The 22,540-nt window shown below is 59.0% G+C and carries 18 protein-coding genes and 2 pseudogenes; 13 read left to right on the forward strand and 7 right to left on the reverse strand.

Features of this window, described 5'->3' with window-relative positions; translation table 11 throughout:
- Positions 1-157: 157 nt before the first annotated feature.
- From ACL0K2_RS17605 to ACL0K2_RS17615, 3 genes are all read right to left on the reverse strand, one after another.
- The gene (locus ACL0K2_RS17605) at positions 158-2,290 is read right to left on the reverse strand and encodes a TonB-dependent siderophore receptor (protein ID WP_413043142.1); all 2,133 of its coding nucleotides are present in this window, start codon (positions 2,288-2,290) and stop codon (positions 158-160) included.
- Between the two features lie 533 nt (positions 2,291-2,823).
- Positions 2,824-4,119: a PQQ-dependent sugar dehydrogenase gene (locus tag ACL0K2_RS17610; RefSeq protein WP_045160817.1), complete on the reverse strand. Its 1,296-nt coding sequence runs from the start codon at positions 4,117-4,119 to the stop codon at positions 2,824-2,826.
- Positions 4,116-4,565 (reverse strand): DUF2231 domain-containing protein, encoded by a 450-nt coding sequence (locus tag ACL0K2_RS17615; RefSeq protein WP_413044488.1) that lies wholly within the window; start codon positions 4,563-4,565, stop codon positions 4,116-4,118. Before ACL0K2_RS17615 ends, ACL0K2_RS17610 begins: the two co-directional genes overlap by 4 nt.
- A 357-nt stretch (positions 4,566-4,922) precedes the next feature.
- On the opposite strand from ACL0K2_RS17615, the gene ACL0K2_RS17620 reads away from it, so the two are divergent.
- From ACL0K2_RS17620 to ACL0K2_RS17630, 3 genes are all read left to right on the forward strand, one after another.
- Positions 4,923-5,753: a p-hydroxycinnamoyl CoA hydratase/lyase gene (locus ACL0K2_RS17620; protein WP_045160818.1), complete on the forward strand. Its 831-nt coding sequence runs from the start codon at positions 4,923-4,925 to the stop codon at positions 5,751-5,753.
- Positions 5,754-5,926: 173 nt separating this feature from the next.
- Positions 5,927-7,375, forward strand: a complete 1,449-nt coding sequence (locus ACL0K2_RS17625; RefSeq protein ID WP_413043143.1) for an aldehyde dehydrogenase — start codon at positions 5,927-5,929, stop codon at positions 7,373-7,375.
- A gap of 196 nt (positions 7,376-7,571) precedes the next feature.
- Positions 7,572-9,383, forward strand: coding sequence for a feruloyl-CoA synthase (locus tag ACL0K2_RS17630; protein ID WP_080890555.1), 1,812 nt, complete (start codon positions 7,572-7,574; stop codon positions 9,381-9,383).
- A gap of 178 nt (positions 9,384-9,561) precedes the next feature.
- Here ACL0K2_RS17630 and ACL0K2_RS17635 read toward each other — a convergent pair whose 3' ends face one another.
- Both ACL0K2_RS17635 and ACL0K2_RS17640 read right to left on the reverse strand, forming a co-directional pair.
- The gene (locus ACL0K2_RS17635; protein WP_239611001.1) at positions 9,562-10,032 is read right to left on the reverse strand and encodes a MarR family winged helix-turn-helix transcriptional regulator; all 471 of its coding nucleotides are present in this window, start codon (positions 10,030-10,032) and stop codon (positions 9,562-9,564) included.
- Between the two features lie 434 nt (positions 10,033-10,466).
- Entirely contained in the window at positions 10,467-12,101 is a 1,635-nt protein-coding gene (locus tag ACL0K2_RS17640) for an AMP-binding protein (protein ID WP_413043144.1), read from the reverse strand.
- A 530-nt stretch (positions 12,102-12,631) separates the two neighbouring features.
- Here ACL0K2_RS17640 and ACL0K2_RS17645 point away from each other — a divergent pair.
- Both ACL0K2_RS17645 and ACL0K2_RS17650 read left to right on the forward strand, forming a co-directional pair.
- Positions 12,632-13,558: pseudogene (locus ACL0K2_RS17645) on the forward strand (cache domain-containing protein); the annotation flags it as partial.
- Positions 13,559-13,645: 87 nt separating this feature from the next.
- Entirely contained in the window at positions 13,646-14,413 is a 768-nt protein-coding gene (locus ACL0K2_RS17650) for a methyl-accepting chemotaxis protein (RefSeq protein ID WP_413044489.1), read from the forward strand.
- A 233-nt stretch (positions 14,414-14,646) separates the two neighbouring features.
- On the opposite strand, the gene ACL0K2_RS17655 is transcribed toward ACL0K2_RS17650, so the two are convergent.
- Positions 14,647-15,690, reverse strand: coding sequence for a GlxA family transcriptional regulator (locus tag ACL0K2_RS17655; protein ID WP_413043145.1), 1,044 nt, complete (start codon positions 15,688-15,690; stop codon positions 14,647-14,649).
- Positions 15,691-16,211: 521 nt separating this feature from the next.
- Complete coding sequence (locus ACL0K2_RS17660) at positions 16,212-17,537, reverse strand: MFS transporter (protein WP_045160825.1); 1,326 nt, start codon at positions 17,535-17,537, stop codon at positions 16,212-16,214.
- 787 nt (positions 17,538-18,324) lie between these two features.
- Here ACL0K2_RS17660 and ACL0K2_RS17665 point away from each other — a divergent pair.
- From ACL0K2_RS17665 to ACL0K2_RS17700, 8 genes and pseudogenes are all read left to right on the forward strand, one after another.
- On the forward strand, positions 18,325-18,747 hold the full coding sequence (locus ACL0K2_RS17665; RefSeq protein ID WP_413043146.1) for a hypothetical protein: 423 nt from the start codon (positions 18,325-18,327) through the stop codon (positions 18,745-18,747).
- A gap of 48 nt (positions 18,748-18,795) precedes the next feature.
- Entirely contained in the window at positions 18,796-19,230 is a 435-nt protein-coding gene (locus ACL0K2_RS17670) for a hypothetical protein (RefSeq protein ID WP_413043147.1), read from the forward strand.
- Between the two features lie 364 nt (positions 19,231-19,594).
- Positions 19,595-20,143, forward strand: a complete 549-nt coding sequence (locus tag ACL0K2_RS17675; RefSeq protein ID WP_230623568.1) for a DUF4145 domain-containing protein — start codon at positions 19,595-19,597, stop codon at positions 20,141-20,143.
- Between the two features lie 118 nt (positions 20,144-20,261).
- Complete coding sequence (locus ACL0K2_RS17680; protein ID WP_155397599.1) at positions 20,262-20,471, forward strand: hypothetical protein; 210 nt, start codon at positions 20,262-20,264, stop codon at positions 20,469-20,471.
- Between the two features lie 130 nt (positions 20,472-20,601).
- A pseudogene (locus ACL0K2_RS17685) lies at positions 20,602-20,805 on the forward strand (hypothetical protein); the annotation flags it as partial.
- A complete protein-coding gene (locus ACL0K2_RS17690; RefSeq protein ID WP_045161094.1) occupies positions 20,805-21,797 on the forward strand; it encodes a tyrosine-type recombinase/integrase in 993 nt (330 codons plus the stop codon). The pseudogene ACL0K2_RS17685 and the gene ACL0K2_RS17690, both read left to right, overlap by 1 nt.
- Before the next feature lie 38 nt (positions 21,798-21,835).
- On the forward strand, positions 21,836-22,189 hold the full coding sequence (locus ACL0K2_RS17695; RefSeq protein ID WP_045160830.1) for a type II toxin-antitoxin system RelE/ParE family toxin: 354 nt from the start codon (positions 21,836-21,838) through the stop codon (positions 22,187-22,189).
- 3 nt (positions 22,190-22,192) lie between these two features.
- Positions 22,193-22,522: an XRE family transcriptional regulator gene (locus ACL0K2_RS17700; protein WP_045160831.1), complete on the forward strand. Its 330-nt coding sequence runs from the start codon at positions 22,193-22,195 to the stop codon at positions 22,520-22,522.
- The last annotated feature ends 18 nt before the right edge of the window (positions 22,523-22,540 follow it).

Here is a 22,540-nt window from a genome sequence, read left to right on the forward strand (position 1 = left end):
CGTGCGGGCAGCGGCTGGGCTATCTGCTTCGACGTATTGCAAGCGCTGGCGTTCAGCTGCCCGTCGCTGACGGGCCTGTCGAAGTGTGCGGGCTGGAATGGGGACGCATGGAGAGGGCGAACGCGCCGGTTTGGCGGCACGTTCGCCACAATCGCCGTTACAGCTCGATGGAAATACCCGCCTGCAGGGTGCGCGGCGCACCCGGATAGGCCCAGATGTTGCCCCAGGCGCGCTCGTCGTACTCCTCGTCGAAGACGTTGTCGAGGTTGAGGTTGAGGCGAACGCGGTCGGTGAGCGGGTAGTAGGCCAACAGGTCGACCACGGTGTAGGCGCCCATATCGAAAGCGGTGTCCGAAGTGCTGCCCTTGCGCGAACTGACGTACTTCACGCCAACCCCGAGCCCCAGTCCATCCAGCGCGCCGTTGTCGAACTCATAGGTGTCGAGCAGGTTGAAGCTGTGCTCTGGCACGTTGGCCAGGCGGCTGCCCACCGGCATGGTGGCGCTGTTGCTTTCGGTCACTTCAGCGTCAACGTAGGCATAACCGCCGATTACGCGCCATTGCGGCGTGATGTTGCCGGCAACGCTGAGGTCGAAGCCACGGCTGCGGACTTCACCGGCAGCGACTTGGAAGTTGCTGTCCACCGGATCAGCAGTCAGCACGTTTTCCTTGGTGATATGGAAAACGGCAGCGGTCACGCTCAGGTTGTGTTCGGGCAAGTCGTATTTGATGCCGGTTTCGTAAGCGACGCCTTCCTCCGGGTCGAACGCTTGGCTGCTGCGGTCCGCTCCGCGGTTGGGCTTGAACGAGCGGGCCGCATTGGCGTACACCGCCAGCGATTCGGTGAGGTCGTAGATGACGCCGAGTCGGGGCGATACCGCGTTATGCGCCTGGTCCCAGCTGCCTGCCTCTGTCAGCTTGTTGGTGTAGCTCTGCTCGAAGCGCTCCAGTCGGGCGCCCAGCTGAAGCGTGAGACGCTCGGTGAGTTCGACTTGATCCTGTACGTACAGCGCATAGGATTTCAGGTCTTCGTCGTCAAAGGTGGTGGTGCGGGTCAGGGCGGGCAGAGGCTGGCCGTAGACCGGCTCGTAGATGTCGATCGGAAAATCGTTGACGCCTCCGGCGGAGCGGTCGATGCGCGACTGGTAGTTGAAGTCGTCGTACTCGACGCCGGTCAGCAGGGTGTGGGCGAAGCCCAGCGCCTGGAATCGGCCCTCGAGGTTGAACTGGGTGGCGACGTCGTTCCACTCCAGCCATCGCTCGCTGTAGTTGCGGCCGACAGTACGGCCGTCAGCGGCCAGGCCGTTGTTCTCCACGGCGCCACCTTCCAGAGAACCGTCGAGGTATTGCACACCACCGCGCAGGGTCCATTGGTCATCCAGCAGATGCTCGATGCGCAGCTGGGTCGTGGCGTTCTCGTTCGCGAACTTGCCGGCGCTTTCCTCGCCCAGAAAGCGGTCACGTGGAAGCTGGCCTTGCTGGCCGGCGTAGCGCGTCACGCCCCGGTCGAGCGGGTGGCGGTTATGCAGATAATCACCTTCGAGGATGATGGCGGTGGCGTCGCTCAGGTCCCAGCGCAGCACCGGAGCGACGTTGTAGCGCTCACTTTCGACATGGTCGCGGAAACTGTCGCTGCCCTCGGCCACCAGATTCAGGCGATAGGTGAACTCGGCCTGCTCGTCGACCGCGCCGGTTGTATCCAGCGTGCCGCGGCGCAGCCCCTCGCTGTTGAACTGGGTGCCCAGCACGGTGCGTCGCTCGACCTGAGGCTGTTTGCTGACGATGTTGAAGGTGCCGCCTGGGTCGCCACGGCCGTAAAGCATCGAAGCCGGTCCGCGCAGCACCTCGATGCGCTCCAGCGTGGCGGCGTCCGGCATGTTGGGATAGCCGCGATTGATGGCAAAGCCATTGCGGTAGAACTCTTGGGAGCTGAAGCCTCGCACTAGAAACTCGGTCAGCCCCTGACCGCCGAAGTTATTGCCCCGCTCGACACCACCCGCATAGTCCAGCGCATCCTCGAGCCGCGTCGCGCCGATATCCTGCGCCACCTGTGCAGGCACAACACTAATCGACTGCGGAATTTCATGGATGGGCGTGTCGGTCCGCGTGGCACTGACCGAGCGGGTGGCGCGATAGCCCTCTACCGGCCCGTCGGCGCGCTCGACTTTCGAGGCGGTGATATCCATTTGGCCGAGCGCGATGGGGTCGCTGGAGGGAGCTGGCTGTTCAGCCGCGTGGGCCGTGCAAACAAGGGCCTGGAGCGACAAGACCGGTACGATAAAGCGACGCATTGCTGACTTCCCTACAAGAAGAGGCTTCGGGCGGAAAAGCGGCAAATGCTATAGATGTTGATAATTATTATCAATAATGATCGAGGCCGGTGAGCTTTGCTCAGATGGCACCGGCTGGGTGATCCTCATCGTCCGAAAAACAAAATGAAGTGAACGGTTTCTGGTGGTTCTGGTGAGAAGCGAGACTGTCGGAATGAGCGAGTCCTGCAGCAGAGCAAGGTCATCTAACAAAGATGATCTCGGTGATCGTTTGAATGCTTAGCCCCTGCTGCGCGAACTACAGAATGGCGAGGACAGCACCAGGAACAGGCCGGGATTTGACCGCATCGGTTGGGTACGGCATCCGCGGCGGCGACATCGAGCTCGACGCTCAATCCTCCAACCTATAGCTCCAATGCCAACAGATACCGCCGACTATCCTCACGTTACGCCGCAAGCGGCTCGGCGAGCCGCTTGCGGGCGTAATGATTGCAAAAGCGATCAAGGCCGAACCTCGGTCGGGCATATCAGCTGGCGCGGTTGGTTTTGTCGTATTACTGCGCTCGGGTCACGCGCCACAGGGTATTAGCCAGATCGTCAGCGACGATCAGTGCTCCGCTCGGGTCAACCGTCACGCCGACTGGCCGGCCGCGCGTTTTCCCATCGGCGGTCTGAAAACCGGTGACAAAATCCACTGCCTCACCCGCTGGACGGCCGTTGCTGAACGGCACGAAAACGACCTTGTAGCCGGACGGGACCTCTCGGTTCCAACTGCCGTGCATGCCTACGAACGCACCCTCAGCGAACTTTTCGCCCATCACCGCAGAGGAGAAGTCCACGCCGAGGGCGGCGACATGAGGGCCTAGCGCATAGTCCGGTTTGATGGCAGAAGCGACCAGATCGGGCTTCTGCGGCCGAACACGATCGTCGACATTCTGGCCCCAGTAGCTATACGGCCAGCCGTAGAAGCCACCTTCGCGTACCGATGTGAGATAGTCCGGAACCAGGTTCGGTCCGAGCTCGTCACGCTCGTTAACCACCGCCCAAAGCTGGTCGGAACCAGGCTGTATCGTCAGCGCCGTCGGGTTACGTAGACCGGTTGCGTAAGGTTTGTGGGCTCCCGTCTCGGCGTTTATCTGCCAGATCATGGCTCGGTCGACCTCGGCCTCCATGCCGCGCTCGGTAATGTTGCTGTTCGACCCGATGCCTACGTACAGAAAACGACCGTCGGGGCTGACCGTCAGTGCCTTGGTCCAGTGGTGATTGATCTCTGAAGGCAGGTCGGTGACCTTGACCGGTTCGCCACTGGCTTGGGTCTGGCCTTCCTGGTAATCGAATCGCACAAGCGCATCCTGGTTCGCCACGTATAGATTGCCGTCGTAAAAGGCCAGCCCGTAGGGGGCGTTGAGGTTGTCGGCGAACACGTTCTGCGTTTCGTACGTACCGTCACCATCGCCATCGCGCAGTAACGTCAGGCGATCGCCGCCTTTGACCGACGTCGTACCTTTCGACTTGATATAGCCGGCAATCACATCTTTCGGTTTGAGCTTCGGTGCATTGCCGCCTTTGCCTTCTGCAACAAGAATGTCCCCATTGGGCAGCACCAGGGTCTGACGTGGCACTTTCAAGTCGGTCGCGATGGCGGTGATGGTGTAACCCTGCGGCACAGTCGGCTTCTCTTCGCCCCAGTTGACCGGGTCGGCAATCGTCATGCTGGGCAGCAGGCCGCGCTGGGGCTCCCCGAGCTTGGGATCGGGACCGGTAACCTGGGCGATGTCATCATCCTGGCCACCGCAAGCACTCAGCAACAGTGCGACAGTCAGGGCGCTTAATGGGCTTACATGTTTCATGCTTCACCTCCATCACGCAGGTTGGTGAAACCGATCCATGTCGCAACGCAGGCCAGCAGGGTCACGATGACCGATAGGACCAGGCCTGCGGGCATCGTTGCCCAGGCGTCCTTGGCATGCTCGAGTGCATTGATGAAGCCCAGCACCCAGGTCACTAGCAGGAGAGCGAAATAAACCAGCGGCCGGCCTTTTTTGTGCTGCGCTCGAACTAGATTGACCAGCGCGAACAGGATCGCCAGCCCACAGAAAACCAAGCCTCCGACGATCAGCCACGAAGAGAAGTTGCTCCACTGAATCTCGTACGTGCGGTAGTAGGCGATATCACTCAGCATGCCGCCAAGAAACAGGGGAATGGTCCCGGCTAGCAGCGTTGCGTGCAACGGATTGGGTAGGTGGTGGGAGATGCTGTGTGTCGTGTGGTGAGTGCTATGGGTAACAACGGTCACGAAGGCGTCCTCATCGCTGGGCGACTTGGCGGGCTGTCGTAGATGCGCTGGCCCGCCATGTTCGCTCGGAATGTGCATAAGAGAGGATCGTGCCGCTGGGGCGTTAGTTCACTGCGATCGCGCTTCGGCGAATAGTGGGCCGTCACTCTTGATTAAAGTTATGGTTGTTAACGTAACCCGCTGGAATAATTAGACTTCTGCAGTCAGCGATGGGAGCTTTTAGCACTGTTATAGCAGCATCTGTTGGGTTGGCTACGTTTCACGAAAGCTGTTTTTTGAAAATATAGTTAATTGACATAACTATATTTGCACGCTAGCTTTGCCTCACGAGCTGACAACCCCAACAAGAGGTGCGTGATGAGTAACTACGAGAATCGCTGGCAGACCGTGAAAGTCGAGGTCGAGGAGGGCATCGGCTGGGTGGTCCTCAACCGGCCGGAAAAGCGCAATGCCATGAGCCCGACGCTGAACCGTGAGATGGTCGAAGTGCTGGAGACCTTGGAGCAGGATGCAGACGTCGGCGTGCTGGTGCTGACCGGTGCCGGCGAGTCCTGGACTGCCGGCATGGACCTGAAGGAATACTTTCGCGAAGTTGACGCCGGCCCGGAGATTCTTCAAGAGAAGATTCGTCGCGAAGCCTCGCAATGGCAGTGGCGGCTGCTGCGCATGTACAGCAAGCCGACCATCGCCATGGTCAACGGCTGGTGCTTCGGTGGTGGCTTCAGCCCGCTGGTGGCTTGCGACCTGGCGATCTGCGCGGATGAGGCGACTTTCGGCCTGTCGGAAATCAACTGGGGTATCCCGCCAGGCAACCTGGTGAGCAAGGCCATGGCCGATACCGTGGGCCATCGCCAGTCGCTGTACTACATCATGACCGGCAAGACCTTCGGTGGACCGAAAGCCGCCGAGATGGGGCTGGTCAACGAGAGCGTGCCATTGGCGCAGCTGCGCGAAACCACCATCGAGCTGGCGCGCAACCTGCTGGAGAAGAACCCGGTAGTGATGCGCGCGGCGAAGATCGGCTTCAAGCGCTGTCGCGAGCTGACCTGGGAGCAGAACGAGGATTACCTCTATGCCAAGCTCGACCAGTCACGCCTGCTCGACAAAGAAGGTGGTCGCGAGCAGGGCATGAAGCAGTTCCTCGACGAGAAGAGCATCAAGCCGGGGTTGCAGGCCTACAAGCGCTAATGCGCCTGTTGCGACCGCTTTCAGGCCGCTGCTGCTGACGTGGCGCTACGCAAAAGACGGGGTCATTAGCTCTCTCAACTCCATTTTTGCCTTGGCGCGCCTTGCCGGGAACGCTTGGAAACGCTCTCGCTACGGCGATCGATTTGAACAACCACAATAAGAGGAATTTCCCCATGTTCGAGGTGCCCCTGCTGATTGGTGGTCAGTCGCGACCGGCTGCCGATGGTCGTATGTTCGAGCGCTGCAATCCTGTGACCGGTGAAGTGGTCTCTCGGGTCGCCGCCGCCACTCTGGAAGATGCCGATGCGGCGGTGGCCGCGGCGCAGGCGGCGTTTCCAGCCTGGGCCGCGCTGGCACCCAATGAACGGCGCGCACGCCTGTCCAGAGCTGCCGAGCTGCTCGAGGAGCGTGCGGCGGAATTCCTTGCGGTGGCAGGTGAGACCGGGGCCATGGCCAACTGGTACGGCTTCAACGTGCATTTGGCCGCGGGCATGCTGCGGGAGGCGGCGGCAATGACCACGCAAATTAACGGCGAGGTGATCCCCTCCGACGTGCCCGGCAGTTTCGCCATGGCCCTGCGCCAGCCTTGCGGTGTGGTGCTCGGCATCGCGCCGTGGAACGCGCCGGTAATTCTCGGTACGCGCGCATTGGCGATGCCCTTGGCCTGCGGCAATACCGTGGTGCTCAAGGCTTCCGAGCTGAGCCCGGCGGTTCATCTGCTGATCGGGCAGGTGCTGCAGGATGCCGGGCTCGGCGATGGCGTGGTCAATGTGATCAGCAACGCACCAGAAGATGCGCCGGCGATCGTCGCCCGGCTGATCGCCAACCCGCTGGTACGCCGCGTGAATTTCACCGGCTCCACCCATGTCGGGCGCATTGTTGGTGAGCAGGCCGCGCGGCATCTGAAGCCGGCGCTGCTGGAGCTGGGCGGCAAGGCGCCCTTGCTGGTGCTGGACGATGCCGATCTGGATGCGGCGGTGGAGGCCGCGGCTTTCGGTGCCTACTTCAACCAGGGACAGATCTGCATGTCCACCGAACGGTTGGTCGTCGACGCCAAGGTCGCCGATGCTTTCGTCGAGAAACTGGCGAACAAGATCGCTAGCCTGCATGCCGGCGATCCGCAGGATGCGACTTCTGTGCTCGGCTCGTTGATCGACGCTTCGGCCGGGCAGCGGATCAAGGCCTTGGTCGACGATGCCCTGTCCAAGGGGGCGCGCCTGGTAGCGGGTGGTCAGCTGGAGGGCAGCATCATGCAGGCGACGCTGCTCGACGGCGTCACGACTGAAATGCGCCTATACCATGAAGAATCCTTCGGTCCGGTGGCGGTGGTGCTGCGCGGCGACGGCGACGAGGAGTTGTTGCGCCTGGCAAACGATTCCGAGTTCGGCCTGTCGGCGGCGATCTTCAGTCGCGACGTGTCTCGGGCGCTGACCTTGGCGCAACGGGTCGAGTCGGGTATCTGCCATATCAACGGGCCGACGGTGCACGACGAGGCGCAAATGCCGTTCGGCGGGGTCAAGGCCAGCGGCTACGGCAGCTTCGGCAGCAAGGCGTCGATCGATTTCTTTACCCAGTTGCGTTGGGTCACCGTTCAGAACGGGCCGCGCCACTACCCGATTTAAGGGCGTTCGATCTGAAGCATCTGATCTCAGGAGCATTCGATGCGAGCTTCCATGCGGGATCAGCAGCGCGATCCAGAAGCAGCACCATAAGAACAATCGACCCGGCAACCCGGGGGCGCTTTGCGGAGGAGTTTCATTGGTGAACAGTCAATCCAGCACCTCAGGTGCTGCGGCCTACCGTCAGGTATCGATCGGCATGCCGGCCGTGCAGCTGCGTCAGGCCGGGCAGACGCTTTATATGCAGTCTTCCGAACCGTTGCAGGACCATCCGCCGCGCCTGCTTGACCGTCTGTTGCAGTGGGCCGATGAGCGTCCTGAGCAGACGTTTGTCGCCCGCCGCGGTGCGGATGGCGAATGGCAGCGTATCGGTTATGCCGAAATGCTCGGGCGAGTACGCAGCATCGCCCAGTGGCTGTTGGGCTTCGAGCTGTCGGTCGAGCGGCCGCTGATGATTCTCTCAGGTAACGATCTGGAGCATCTGCAACTGGCCTGCGCCGCCTTGTACGCCGGCGTGCCCTATTGCCCGGTGTCGCCGGCCTATTCGCTGGTGGCCCAGGATTACGCCAAGCTGCAGCACATCTGCTCGCTGCTGCAGCCGGGGCTGGTGTTTGCCGCTGACGGGCGAGCCTTCGCTCGCGCCATTGAGGCGGTGGTGCCGGCCGACACGCCGCTGGTGCTGACCGCGGGCGAACTGGCGGGGCGCGACTGTCGGTCGTTCGCCAGTCTGCTGAACGCACCGGACTGCAATGAGGCTGATGCGGCCTTTGCGGCAACCGGCCCCGATAGCATCGCCAAGTTCCTCTTTACCAGCGGTTCGACCAAGCTGCCCAAGGCGGTGATCACCACCCAACGCATGCTCTGCGCCAACCAGCAGATGCTCCTGCAGACCTTCCCGGTGTTCGGCGAGGCGCCACCGGTACTGGTCGACTGGTTGCCGTGGAATCACACCTTTGGTGGCAGCCACAACGTCGGCATCGTCCTGTACAACGGCGGCACCCTGTATATCGATGATGGCAAGCCGACTCCGCAGCATTTCGCCGAGACCTTGCGCAACTTGCGCGAGATCTCCCCGACCGCCTACCTCACCGTGCCCAAGGGCTGGGAAGAGCTGGTTGCCGCCCTGGAGATGGATGCCGAGCTGCGCGAGATGTTTTTTGCGCAGATGAAACTGTTCTTCTTCGCCGGCGCCGGGCTGTCGCAGGCAGTCTGGGATCGCCTCGACGAAGTGGCCGAGGCGCATTGCGGCGAACGGATCCGCATGATGGCCGGGATCGGCATGACCGAGACCTCGCCATCCTGCACTTTTACCACCGGGCCGCTGTCCATGGCCGGCTATGTTGGCCTGCCGGCGCCGGGCTGCGAGGTCAAACTGGTGCCGGTCGACGGCAAGCTCGAAGGGCGTTTCCGCGGTCCGCACGTGATGCCCGGCTACTGGCGTTCGCCTGAGCAGAGTGCAGCGGTCTTCGATGAGGAGGGCTTCTACTGCTCTGGCGATGCCTTGAAGCTGGCCGATCCCAGGCGCCCGGAGTTGGGCTTGATGTTCGACGGCCGCATCGCTGAAGACTTCAAGCTCAACACCGGGGTGTTCGTCAGTGTCGGCCCGTTGCGTACGCGGGTGATCATGGCCGGCGCGCCCTATATCCAGGATGTGGTGGTGACCGCACCGGACCGCGAGTGCATCGGTTTGCTGGTATTCCCGCACCTGCCGGCCTGTCGCGAGCTGGCCGGTTTGTCGTCCGAGGCCACGGTTGAGCAGGTATTGGCCGCGCCGCGGGTCCGGGACTGGATGGCCGAACTGCTCGCGCGCCTCAATCAGCATGCCACCGGCAGCGCCTCGCACTTGGCCTGGGCCTGTCTGATGAGCGAGCCGCCGTCGCTGGACAAGGGTGAAGTCACCGACAAGGGATCGCTCAATCAGCGGGTGATCCTCGACTGCCGCGCTGCGCATATCGAGGCGTTGTACCGTGGCGACGATCCACAGCGGGTCACGGCGGAGCGGGGTGCATAAGCGCTGGGCGAGCCAGCGGGTGGGGTTGTCGGGTTCGCCGACATGAGTAGCGACCGTAGACGCACACCCCCGGATTGCCTTCGGGCTACAAGCGCGCTCCCATTGTAAGCGTGGCTTGGCCGCGATCGGTGGTAGGTCGTGCTCGCACCCCACGCGCTCAGACGGCGGCTGGCTCGTCTTACCGATAGATCTTGTGCAGTAGCTGCAACAGTTGCTGGCGTTCGGCGTCGTCGAGGGCGGCGGTTGCCTCGCGGTCGCTTTGTGCGGCTACCTCCTTGAGTTGCTTGAGCAGGGTTTCTCCGGCCTTGCTCAGGAAAATGCCATAAGAGCGTTTATCCGGTTTGCATCGCACTCGTAACGCCAGGCCAAGCTTTTCCAGTTTGTTCAGCAGGGTGACTACCTGCGGCGGCTCGATGGCAAGAATCCCCGCCAGGTCGGTCTGCATCAGTCCTGGGTTGGTCTCAATGATCAGCAGGGCGGAAAACTGCGCGGGACGCAGGTCGAAGGGGGCCAGTTGCTCGACCAGCTCCTGCGCGACTTTCAGCTGGGCGCGCCGCAGGGCATAGCCGATCAGTTGATCCAGCAGCGGCGCATTTTGCACCGGAGTCGTACTGCTCTGTTCCTGAGCGGGAGGGGCTTTCTTGGCCATTGGCTGGGACCGGATACTCGCTAGAAATGGAATATAGGGTACTGATTAATAAACCTAATCAGTTTCGCACCGACAGGCCGGTTCTGGCCAGTTTCCGATTTCCGTAATGCGGCATATGGCGCTTGGAGTTTTCAGGTCGTAATTTGCCGTTCGCCGGGCGCGCTGCAGGTGGCTGTTTTTAGCTCATCCGTAAAAAGCTATAAGAAAGGAAGTTCCTCGCCTTTGCCGTACGGCACTGTAGAGCCGCTGGGGCTGCGTGCTCATCTAGCTATTTAGTGCTGACTGATAACGATCCCGAACCTAGCAGGCCAAAGGAACAAGGTCGATGCTTTCTGTTGCACGGGCCTGTAACTCACTTGGTGGGTTGCAGGCCGTGCAGCAAATTCGATGGGTGTCGCCTGATTCCAGTAAAAGGGCTTCGTACGGCGGGCGCTTTAGGCCTGCACGGCTGCGGAAGACTGCTGTGCAGCCTTTTCCCGATCGCGCAGCAGGAAGCGCTGGATCTTGCCGCTCGGGGTTTTCGGAAGCTCGGGGACGAACTCTATCTCGCGCGGGTAAGCGTGGGCGGACAGCCGCTGCCGCACATGTTGCTGCAGCTGTTCAGCCAGCACGGCGTCGCCCTGGTGGCTGGCATGCAGCACGACGAAGGCCTTTACCAGTTCGGTGCGTTCCGGGTCGGGCTTGCCGATGACCGCCGCTTCGATCACGGCTGGGTGCTCGACCAGTGCGCTCTCGACATCGAATGGACCGACGCGGTATCCAGAGGTGGTGATCACATCGTCGGCGCGGCCGACGAAGCTGATGCTGCCATTGGCATTCAACTCGACGGTGTCGCCGCTCAGGTAGTAGTCGCCGACGAATGCTTTGGTCGGAGTGCCCGCATAGCCTGAGAACCAGAGCAGCGGCGAACGGCGGCGGTCCAGCGCCAGTATTCCCGGCGTGCCAGGTTCCAACTCACGCTGTTGGTCGTCCAACACCACGACGCGATGCCCGGGCATGGCATATCCGGCGGTGCCGATGCTGACCGCGTGGCTCAGGGCGTGGTGATTGCACAGCACCATGCCCAGCTCGGTCTGGCCGTAGTGATCGTGGATGGTGCAGCCGAGGCCGCTGCTGAACCAGCGGATCACCTCGGGCGTGAGCGGTTCACCGGCGCTGCTTACGGCACGCAGGCGGCCCTTGATCCTGCCTTCCACTTCGTCGCGGGCCGCCAGCAACAAGCGGAATGCGGTAGGTGAGCCCGCCATGTTGGTGATGCCGTATTCGCTTACCACACGGCAGGTGCTATCGACCGTGAAGCCGCCTTCGTAGAACAGTGTGGCGTGCCCCATGGCGAGCGGTCCGGTGACGGCGTAGTACAGGCCATAGGCCCAGCCTGGATCAGCGATGTTCCAGAAGTTGTCATCGGGACGCAGATCGACCGCATCGCGCATGTAGGTGACGAAGGCGACGATGGCCTTGAGCGGCACATACAGTTGCTTCGCCGGCCCGGTGGTGCCGGAGGTGAACATCGCCAGAAAGGGCGCCTCGCCACTCAGCAGTACCGGCTCGAATTCGGGCGACTGGCGATTCACCTGGGTCCAGAAGTCTTCGGCACCGTGGCCGACCACCAGCCGGCGCGGTGCCGCCGCGATGGCGTCCAGCTTCTCGTTGTTACCGGCATCGGTGACGACCATCTTCGTGCCGGATTCCGTGATCCGATGCTCGACCGCTTTAGGGCCGAAGGCAGTAAACAGCGGCTGATAAATGGCGCCTACACGCCAGGTGCCGAGGATGGTGATCAGCAGCTCAGGTGTACGTGGCAGCAGACCGGCAACCGTATCGCCCGGCCCGATGCCATGGCTGTGCAGGAGATTGGCGAAGCGCGCGGCCGCTTCCTTGAGTTGTGCGAAGGTCCAAATGGCTCGCTGGCCGTCGCGCCCCTCCCAGATGAGCGCGATTTTGTCCGAATCGGCGTGGCGGTCGCAGCACTCGACGCAGGCATTCATGGCCGATAGATCGCCGGACAGGATCGCCGAGACGGTCTGGTGATAATCGAACTCGCTGGCCGCGGTGGCGTAGTCGCGCATGGCTGGCTCCTGGCTTCTTGTTATTGGGGTGCCTCGGATATTGGCTCCGCGTCCCGCACGCAACAATGGCAAAAGCCACCAACCTGGATGAGCGGTTTGGACAAGCGTCGCTGACAGAAACGAGGGGTCGGGTTCCGGGCTCGGGTCTCAGCGTAGCAGCCGGGTGACATGGCGATTCCGTTGTCGGCTTTGGCTTGCGAAGCCGGCGTGCCGCCTTCAGGTCATGTCGCGGTCAGCTGATCCGATCCGTTCGTCAAGCGCACCTCAAGGCGCCCTGGATACAGCCGATAGCTGTGTTACGGGCTCAACCCGCAGTTGGTGCGGTTTTACGTCCGGAAAGCCCGATCTGACAGACCTCCTTGCAGGTGCGTTGAATGAACATAAAACAAAAATTGACATGGGCCTTCGCAGCAATTGCCTGCGTGCCCATGGTTCTGGTTGCGGCGGTGGTGATCACGCATCTTCGCAGCCAGGCGATGGTGGGATTCACCGATAACAGCACGCGCGAGATTCGACAGATCGAAACGGCGATGAAGCTGTTCTTTGAAGGAATTTCACAAAACGTCGACTACTTGGCGAAGCATCCTGAGATCGTCCAGGCTCAAGGCCTGAAGAGTTATATCGCGGCAGACGCGGCCAGTCTTCCGTTGCCAGAGATCAACCAGCGCGTGCTGGATATATTCACGCACTTCGCCGAGACGCATCCCACAACGGCTTACCTTTCGCTTGGGCTCGTTGACGGGGGCTATGCGATCTGGCCGGACGATTCGAAGCTGCACAGCTACGACCCGCGCGTTCGCCCTTGGTACAAGGCGGCGATGGCCGAGCCAGGCAAGACGGTTCGTTCGAGTGCGTATTACTGGGCTCCGGACGACGCCGTGCTCATCGGCACGGTGCGGACCGTTCAACGTAGCGGCCAGCCGGTCGGTGTGGTGGGGCTTGACGTTTCCCTTAAGCAGCTGACTGACTTGATCAAGCAAATCAAGCTTGGCAAAAGCGGTTATCTCATGCTCGTGGAGAAAGGCGGCAACGTGCTCGTCGACCCGAGCAACGCGGAGCACAACTTCAAGCAACTCTCCGAGCTCGGTGCCGGCTACGCTGAGCTCGCCAAGGCAAACGGCACCGCCGAGGTAGAACTCAACGGTAGCGTCTACATGGCTAACGTGTGGTCGTCCGAGACGCTGGGTTGGCAGTTCATCGGCCTCATTCAACGCGATGAAGTTATGTCCACCGCGAACCGGCTGACCTGGCTGACCGCGGGCGTGGCGATTGTACTGGCCGTCGTGTTCGCATTGCTCGGCGCGGCGTTTGCCGGCCTGATCGCGCGGCCGATCCGCAGCGTCGCCGGTGGGCTCGAAGGTATCGCCCAGGGTGAGGGTGACCTCACGCGTACCCTGGAGGTGCGAGGGAAGGATGAAACAGCCCTGCTTGCCCGCTGGTTCAACCAATTCCTCGGCGCGATCCGAGAGCTGGTACAGCGCATCGGCAGTGCCTCGGCGTCGCTGCAAACCGCTTCCGAGACTGCCACGCGTGTCGCCGACGATATGAACGACGCAGCAGGTCGGCAACGCGAGGCCGTGGAGCTTGTTTCGACGGCATTCAACGAAATGGTCGCCACGTCGAACGAAGTGGCGCGCTCTTGCAGCCAGGCGGCAACGTCTGCGGATGAGGGGCAACATCAGGTCTACGAAGGTCAGCTGCAGATCGACGATGCGAGCGGAAGCGTTACCCAACTGAGCGAAAGCCTTCTGCGGTCAATGCATGCGATGAAAGAGCTGGAGCAGGACAGCCAGAACATCAACGCCATCCTGGATACCATTCGGTCGATTGCTGATCAGACCAACCTGCTGGCACTCAATGCGGCTATCGAAGCCGCGCGCGCAGGCGAGCAGGGTCGAGGATTTGCCGTCGTGGCGGACGAGGTGCGTGCGCTGGCTAAACGCACGGCGGATTCCACCGGCGAAATCGACTCGCTGCTCGGCGGACTTGCTCGCCGGACGCAAGGCGTGAGCAGCGAAATGCAAAGCAGCGTTGAAATATCCAAGTCCAGCGTCGAGCGAATCCATAAGGCACGGGAAAGCTTTGAGCGCATTCGTGGATCGGTCGACCATATCCGGGACCAGAACACCCAGATCGCGACCGCAGCGGAAGAACAGCATCATGTCGCCGAGGAAATTAACCGCCATATCGTCCAGATTCACGAAGACGCTCTGCTGGTGGAGCAACTGGCCGGGTCTTCCATGAGCGACTCGCAACGCCTCGCCCATCTTTCCGGTGAGCTGCAAGGGCTGGTTGGACGTTTCCGGACCTAAGCCCGACGATGTGCGGAATGCTTGGCGCGCTGCCAAGCAAACCCAGCTGCCGCGTGACTGGCCACGCGGCAGGCCATCCAGCGGTTGCGTGCCGGGCGTTAAGGCCCCTGTTTCGAGGTCCATGCGCGGCAAATAATGCGGAACAGCCGCCACCGCATCGCAGGTGATCCCGTAGCGTGCGACGGGGTTATGGCTGCTTCAAGTCGCTGCTAACGCCGACTGAGCGACGTCGGTCACGGGGTTTTCCGATAGAGAGGGTCCATCCGTCGATCCAGCCTGATTTCCTTCGAAGGTCGGTGCCCGAAGTACTCGGTGTAGCATTTGCTGAAGTGGCTCGATGTCACGAAGCCGCATGCCAGGCCTACCTCAATGACTGAAAGCGAAGAGTGCTGCAGCAACCGTCGAGCCTCCGTTATACGAAGCTCGAGATAGTGGCGCTGAGGCGTGGTGCCGAGCTGCTCGCTGAAGAGCCGCTCGATCTGCCGACGAGACTTACCTGCGTAGTGGGCAAGCTGATCAACCTGCAACGGGTCTTCCAGATTGGCTTCCATCAGGCTGATCACTTCCTGGAGGGAGGGCGAAAGGTTTCGGTAGCGCGCACCGGTGACCGCACGCACACGGGTCATGTCGAACGCCAGGATATCGACGACTCCGTTCACCAGCCCGCAGCCGTACAGCCCCCTGATCCACTCCAAAAGCATGTAGAAGGCGCCGTTGGGGCTGGCGGCCGTCAACCGGTCTCGATCAACCATGTGGGTGACATTGGTGACCTGGGTAGTGGGCGCTATTTCAGTCAGCGCCAGACGCTGTTCCGGATGGATTGCGCAGCGGTATCCGTCAAGTAGGCCGGCTTCGGCGAGGAACCAGGCGCCGTTCCATAGTCCTCCCAGCGCCACGCCCTGGGCCGCAGTCTTCTTCAGGATTTCGCCCAGCTGCCGCGTCATGTTGCATGGGGTTCGCAGGCCGCCGCAGACGATCAGCGCATCGAGCTGCGCCGTGTTGGCAGCATCTATGACTTGGTTGACACCAATCGGTATCCCCAGATCACTCAGGACATCCTCCTCCGTCAGGCCGAAGATGACGAACTCGAAAGCGTGGGCTTGGATAAGGTTGGCGGTGACCAGCGTGTCGAGCGATTGGGTGAAGGAGGGTAGCGAGAAGTTGCTGAGCAGCAGGAAACCGACTCTCGACGTGGTGCCTTCGAGACCTTCGTCGTGTCGTGCAGGCTTAATGTTTCGGCCCTGCAAACTGTCACTGAACGTGCGCGCGGACGTCATGGTGAACCTTTACCCTAAGAACCCAGGGGCTGACCGCTGGCATGGCCCGAGCCAGGCTGCATACGGATTGGGCGGCTTCGCTCGAAAGTGATCCGATGGTGCAGGGGCGCAGTGCCGAAGAACTTGCGGAATCGACGATCGAATGCGGATAGCTTTTGAATCCAGTAGCCAGGGGCAACCTCAGTCAGCGACCTGTTGCTTTTTGTAGTACCAGCTGACGGGCTCGTGTCAGCCTTTGCTCAAGATAGTAGCGCGTCGGGGGCGCACAGATGAAACGGAAGAGCCGACGTTTCAGCTGCCGTCGCCAGACACCTATGCAGGTTGTGGTCTCGTCGACGCCAGTAGCTCCTCGATGTTTTGCCACAGTTCGAGGTCGACTTCTCGCGATTGTGGCGGAGTCGGGGCCGAATAGAAAAGACGTCGACACGCCAGCGGGGCCAATTCGTTGCGGCGGGGCTTCCGCTGCCGATTGGCAGCGGACGTTCCGGTAAATGAATCGCAGAAGGGGGGAGGACCTGTGATCAACCGAGCGCTACGGCGGGCCGGGCGCTAGGCAGCCGGAACATCAGGACGACGCAGGCAGCCGCAACGAATACCACGGCGTAAGCCATATATAGCTGGTTCGGGGTCCAGTTGGCGTCGATCAAATGGCCAGCGACTAGCGGCGAAAGGATTGCACCGATACGACCGATACCGATGCCCCAGCCCACACCGGTAGCTCTCACGGACGCGTCATAAACCAGCGGCGAGGTGGCATACAACCCGGCAACACAACCGTTCGCGAACAGGCCAATCAATGCGCCAATGACGAAAGCGGCGGTCAGATGAGATGTCGTGCCCACGAAGACGGCCAGCAGAATCGCGGTCACGATCATGAACAGCGCAAGAATGTGGTGCAGCCTGAAGCGAGCCGAGGCGAGGCCGAGCAGGGTTGACCCGAATATGCCGCCTACGCTCAACAGCACACCGCCGGTCACGCCCTGTTCTGCGGAGAGACCTGCCGAGACAAGCAGTTTCGGCGTCCAGCTCATGACGAAGTAGAAACCGAACATCACCAGAAAAAAAGCGACCCACAGCAGCAACGTGCTGCTCAGCAGATCTGGTGCGAACAACCGCTTGAAGGTGCCGCCGGCGGTGGTAGGGGGTTCGCTGGCTACCGGCATCGAGCCGAGTGGCGCCTGCCCGAGGCGCACGGCCAGCTTATTCAGGCGCTCCAGTGCGCCGGCGGGGCGACGGGAGATCAGGTAATCGATGGACTCCGGCAGGCAGAGGATGGTCAGCGGAATGGCCACCAGCGTCGCCGCGCCTCCGAACATGAACACCGACCGCCAGCCGAACTGGCCGAGCAGATAGATCGCGATCATGCCGCCACAGGTTGCGCCCAGTGCGTAACCAGTCGACTGCAGGCTCACTGCCAGACCGCGCCAACGCTTGTTCGAGTATTCGCTGGCGATGACGTTGCTGCTGGCTAGGATCCCGCCGATCCCCAGGCCGGTGATCATCCGCAGCAGGCCCAGCTGAGTTGGGCTCTGGCTGTACGCGGCCAGGATCATGCTGACGCCGGAGATGGCCAGACACAGCAGGATCAACGGGCGGCGTCCGAAGCGGTCGGCCCAGGGAGCGATGAACAGCGAGCCACCTGCCATGCCGAACAGTCCGGCACTGAGCAGCATGCCAATCTCAGAGCCGCTCAGGCCCCACTCGGCGGATACCGATGCCGCGGTAAAGGCCATCACCAGTACATCGAAGCCGTCAATCATATTCAGTACGATGCAGATGCCAATGGCAGTCCACTGGAAGCGGTTCATCGCACCGGCATCCACGGCTTGACGCAGTTGGTTGTTCATAGGGGGTTCTCCGTCAAAGGGCCGAGCCGAAACGGCGATGCGAAGAAACAACCTGCAAAGGCGGGTAGGTGAAGCAAAGCGCAAGACGCAGCATGACGGTCAGTCCTCGTAATTATTTTTGTAGTGCGAGGCTAACTTTCCACTAATGGATCCATTGAGCAATAACCGAAGACGACATCTGTTCGGTAAACGAACGGATCATTCTCCTGAGGATGATTGCGCGAGCCTTGCTCGGCGTCGCTGAGGATTCTGATAGAGGGAGTGACGCTGGCGACATGGTGTAATGCTGCAGGCCAAGCAGAAGCCGTTGGTCTTCGAGGTTCTCGCTAACGCAATGATCGATGCGAATGGCGGCTCTGATCTTCATCCAGCTTTACGGCAATGGTTTTCTTTTGTTGGATCCAATAGCCGGAAAGCATAGAAGGCCTCCGATGGCTTCTGGAGCGCTTGGTATGAGTGAGTTGCTGCGCGCAGGCGGACATTTCTCTTAGATACGGCAGGCTCGGACAGCACAAAGCCCTGGGTACGGGCTCTATGCGCCGGGGGATTTGAACCCCATAATTTGCTCCGCTTTACGTCGCAGAGTCCGGCGTTATGGGCGTTTGCGCCTCGTGTTCCCAGCATTGCTTAGCGATGATCGGCAATGATCTCGACACTTTTTTGACACATAGGGGCTGTGCCTCTAGAGATATCCTGATTTAAGCTACTCGCCACCGCCCTTCCTTCGAAGAAGGCACCAGACCGCGCCGAGCAAAATACAGCGATCTATATTTAAAAGGAGTTATTAATGAAAAAGGAATTTTGGGCTACCTCTAAGTCCGCAAAGATAATGCAAATAGCTGGTTGGGTGTTTATCCTGGTCCTGCCCGTTTATGGTGTAACGAAAGTTGGTTTGAGCATGCCGGCGCTAATGTTCATAGCTGTTGTGTCAGGGCTGCCAGGTCTCTATTTTTTACACGCAAGCAGAAAACTAAAAACCGAGGCAATCATCCTTCTAACTGATTCAGATATAACTATACGGACGCCTTTAAATAAAACAGTCACGGTGCCGTTTTCTGAGATTTGCACGATAAAAGAAGACATGAATCAGGGTGTTGTTCTAAAAGGGAGTGGAAGGTTCAAGGTCACAAGAATTCCTGCAAAGATGCTTTCGTCTTCGGATAGGGCGGATTTGATTTACTGCTTGAATTCTTCTGTCTCGCCCACCTAAGCGTCTATAAATTTTATTTTCAATAATCAGGGTCAAAAGGATTTCACCTTGGAAACAACGAAGAAAGACAAATACATTTCCGCGACTACTCCTCTCCTAATTTTTTTATCAGGCTTGATTGACGTTTGGGTGATGCTGATAGCTCCTGTTATCCTCTATTTCGTTTACAGAAGATTCGCTCTCAGTTACGCGCAATTAACAGCGCTAAAGATCTTTGACTTATCCATTTCTCTGTTGGCGCTGGCCTTTGCCTTGGGGTTGGTAAATTCATCTCTTTTAATTGTCGCGCGTGATTTTCAAGTAGAAATTCCGCTAGTTTCGAGCGGGTTTTCAAAATACCTAATCGGAATTAGTGTGCTTGGCTACTATTTTATCTACCTAATAGTTTTCATGGTGTTTTCTTTCCGTCAAAAGATCGCGTCACCTTACTTCTCTTTTAAGATTTTTGAAGCCCTTAGGGGTAAGCGCGTCGTTGCCGGCTAGGGAATGCGATTGGCAGATGGTAGAGAGAGTCGAACTCCTTTTTTTGCCTTTCAGTGACTGGCAATCTTCGGCTTTGCTGAGCCTGCGGCGTGTGCATGCAGGCTTTGTTCCGCTCTAGACTGCAGTGTTTTCGACACTTTATCGACACAGTAAGGGAACAAAGGAGGGGCTTGTGACGCCACGCGGTGCAATCTATGGATTGGGATCAATTTCAAGCTTCTCGAAGCTGGTGTATAAACATGCTGACTGAGGATGGCGAAGCTAGGCTCGGAAGAAGTGAACGCAATTAAGCGCCGAGGCCGGTCCGCATATTATTTACAATTATTGACTAATTATAGCTATGTGATCTGGAGGAACCGCTCGTATGCCATGGAGTAGCGCACAAATCTTGCATTCCAAACAATATACTTGTGGGCATTGTGGGAACATCATAGCCACAGGAAAAGGATTTGTTTCCGATAACAGTCAGGTAATTTATATTTGCAGTCATTGTGACAGGCCAACACACTTTGATAGGTATGGACGTCAATATCCAGATGTTGCTCCCGGCAATGATGTAAATCATCTACCGGAGAATTTGGCCGCGCTCTATAAAGAGGCTAGGAACTGTGTGGCTGCGTCCTCATACACAGGCGCTGTTCTTCTATGTCGAAAATTGTTAATGAATATCGGGGTCCAGCAAGGCGCCGACGTAGGTAAACCATTTATACATTATGTTGGCTACTTAGCTGACCAAGGATATATCCCTCCGAATGGTCGGGGCTGGGTAGACCATATCCGCCGAAAAGGAAACGAGGCAACACACGAAATTGCTCTAATGGCTAAGCAAGATTGTGAGGATCTTATAGCGTTTTCTGAAATGCTCATGAAATTCATTTATGAATTTCCAAATAAAATTCCACCTGCAAAGTAGTCACATAACAAAACGAACAAGTTTTTCATTTCGCCAACTGGGATGGGCTACGGCCAACCCCAGTTCAGCGTAAGCATTGAAAAATTATCATTGTATGACTGCAAAAGGAGGCTGTTAAGTGGCTACCACTATGTACTTTGAAGAAACGATAAAAGATCAAGGTGGAAGGACAGAAATGGATTTGGAAATTGGCCGTTCTTCTTTTTATCCAGAGGACAGTATTTACATAACTGTTGATGGAAAGACTGTAATAATGGATCGAAAAACGGCTAAAAAGTTTGTAGAAGCCGTCAACTCTGTCGGCTTCTACCACGGCTTCGTAGACTAAAATTTTCTCACAGTGCGCAAGTCGCTCATTCCGTTTAAAGGGACGGGCTAAAGCAGCGCTTGTATTCCGTCTCATCGACCAGGGAATCGACCGGCAGACCGACCTGCCCATCGTCGCGCATCAGTGTCCAGATCTGTTCCTGGGAAACCTCGTAAGCCTGCTGGCAAGGGAGCGAGTGGGCGCTAAGAAAGCATTCGAGACCCTGAAGCTATGGGATTGCTGCCCGGTCATCCGCGATCACTACGCCGCCAAGGACATGACCGAGCGCCACCTTTACAAGCACATCAAGGATCTGCTGCAGGAACGCCATGTGAGGTGGGGCAGGGCGATATGATGGCGACTCAGCAAACCGACGATGGGTGCTGGAAAGTCGATGTAGAGCCGATCAAGGGCAAGCGCTTCCGCAAGACGTTCAAGACCAAAGGCGAAGCCCTGCGGTTCGAGGCGACGTGTCGAGCAAAGGTAATCGAGAACCGGGAGTGGTCGCCCAGCACGGCAGATACGCGACGGCTAACGGGGCTAATCGAATCCTGGTATGACCTACACGGCCAATCGCTAAGGGATGGATTGCGGCGTCGTAAGAAACTCGATGCTTTGGCTAAGCGGTTACAAGATCCCATCGCCTCGCGGATCGACCCGCAAGCCTATGCGCATGATCGTCGTGTTCGCCTGGAAGCAGGTGCTTCGCCGAAGACACTCAACAATGAGTTGGGCTATCTGCGCTCGGTATACAACGAGCTAAGGGGACTCGGGGTCATCAAGTACGAGAATCCGCTCGCGCTGGTGAAGCCATTGAAGATCCAGGAACGAGAGCTTTCCTGGCTGACGAACCCTCAGATTGCTGAGCTACTCGATTCGATCCGTAGTGGCTGCGAAAACGCTCACGTCGAACCGGTTGTGTTGATCTGCTTGGCTACCGGTGCTCGATGGTCTGAGGCGGAAAAGCTGAAGGCAACCAGTGTTCGGAATGGCGTCATCACGTTCAGCGGGACGAAAAGCGGAAAGGTGCGGTCGGTGCCGATCTCGGCCGAGCTAGAGAAGCGACTTGCGAAACATTGGAAACAGCACGGTCCCTTCATGCACACGATCACTTCGTTCCGCCGTGCTCTGGCCCGAACGACCATCAGGCTACCGAAAGGGCAAGCCGCCCATGCGCTCCGGCATACCTTCGCCAGTTACTTCATCCAGAACGGCGGAAACATCCTCACGCTACAGAAGATCCTGGGCCATTCGAGCTTGGCCATGACGATGCGGTATGCGCATCTGGCGCCGGATCATTTGCAGGATGCGGTACGGTTGGGACCGGCCTTGTCTTTGGTGGCATAATTCCATTGAAGGAATATTCCATAGGAGCTATATTTCGCATGACTTGGGATGTGGAGTACACCGACGAATTCGGTGACTGGTGGGAGTCGCTCTCGGCTGACGAGCAGGAATCCATCGCGGTTTCCGTGCAGCTGCTGGAAGAACGTGGACCTTCCCTTGGCTTTCCGCATAGCAGCGCTATCAACGGGTCACGCCATGGGCATATGCGTGAGCTAAGAACCCAGCATAACGGACGCCCGATGCGGACACTGTATGCGTTCGATCCCAGGCGTTCGGCGATCTTGCTGATAGGTGGTGACAAGACGGGCGACAACCGTTGGTACGAAATCAACGTTCCGTTGGCGGATCATCTCTACGATGAACACCTGGAACAGATTAAAAAGGAGGGCTAATAGATGGCCAGGAAATTTGCAGACTTGCGCGCGAAGATGTCGCCAGAGGCTCAGGCTCGCGTAGAAGCCAAGGCCCAGAAACTGCTTGCTGAAATGCCGCTGAACGAGTTGCGTCAGGCACGTGGGTTGTCACAGAAAATGCTGGCCGAGCTCTTACACGTACAGCAGCCGTCGATCGCGAAAATGGAAAAGCGCACCGACATGTACATCTCCACACTGCGTAGCCATATCGAAGCAATGGGCGGACAGCTCGAGGTCGTTGCGCGATTTCCGGATGGATCCGTAAAGATCAGCAACTTTGCCGAGATTGAAGTTGCCGCTCAGCAGGCATAAGTCTTCGACACTCTTTCG

Origin of the sequence: Pseudomonas sp. YJ42, assembly GCF_047225135.1 — a bacterium.
GTDB lineage: Bacteria > Pseudomonadota > Gammaproteobacteria > Pseudomonadales > Pseudomonadaceae > Stutzerimonas > Stutzerimonas stutzeri_E.

Coding starts and splice junctions, on each gene's coding strand:
- ACL0K2_RS17605 (WP_413043142.1), bottom strand. CDS start 2,290: ATGCGTCGCTTTATCGTACCGGTCTTGTCGCTCCAGGCCCTTGTTTGC.
- ACL0K2_RS17610 (WP_045160817.1), bottom strand. CDS start 4,119: ATGAAACATGTAAGCCCATTAAGCGCCCTGACTGTCGCACTGTTGCTG.
- ACL0K2_RS17620 (WP_045160818.1), top strand. CDS start 4,923: ATGAGTAACTACGAGAATCGCTGGCAGACCGTGAAAGTCGAGGTCGAG.
- ACL0K2_RS17625 (WP_413043143.1), top strand. CDS start 5,927: ATGTTCGAGGTGCCCCTGCTGATTGGTGGTCAGTCGCGACCGGCTGCC.
- ACL0K2_RS17630 (WP_080890555.1), top strand. CDS start 7,572: ATGCCGGCCGTGCAGCTGCGTCAGGCCGGGCAGACGCTTTATATGCAG.
- ACL0K2_RS17635 (WP_239611001.1), bottom strand. CDS start 10,032: ATGGCCAAGAAAGCCCCTCCCGCTCAGGAACAGAGCAGTACGACTCCG.
- ACL0K2_RS17640 (WP_413043144.1), bottom strand. CDS start 12,101: ATGCGCGACTACGCCACCGCGGCCAGCGAGTTCGATTATCACCAGACC.
- ACL0K2_RS17650 (WP_413044489.1), top strand. CDS start 13,646: ATGAACGACGCAGCAGGTCGGCAACGCGAGGCCGTGGAGCTTGTTTCG.
- ACL0K2_RS17655 (WP_413043145.1), bottom strand. CDS start 15,690: ATGACGTCCGCGCGCACGTTCAGTGACAGTTTGCAGGGCCGAAACATT.
- ACL0K2_RS17660 (WP_045160825.1), bottom strand. CDS start 17,537: ATGAACAACCAACTGCGTCAAGCCGTGGATGCCGGTGCGATGAACCGC.
- ACL0K2_RS17665 (WP_413043146.1), top strand. CDS start 18,325: ATGAAAAAGGAATTTTGGGCTACCTCTAAGTCCGCAAAGATAATGCAA.
- ACL0K2_RS17675 (WP_230623568.1), top strand. CDS start 19,595: ATGCCATGGAGTAGCGCACAAATCTTGCATTCCAAACAATATACTTGT.
- ACL0K2_RS17690 (WP_045161094.1), top strand. CDS start 20,805: ATGGCGACTCAGCAAACCGACGATGGGTGCTGGAAAGTCGATGTAGAG.
- ACL0K2_RS17695 (WP_045160830.1), top strand. CDS start 21,836: ATGACTTGGGATGTGGAGTACACCGACGAATTCGGTGACTGGTGGGAG.
- ACL0K2_RS17700 (WP_045160831.1), top strand. CDS start 22,193: ATGGCCAGGAAATTTGCAGACTTGCGCGCGAAGATGTCGCCAGAGGCT.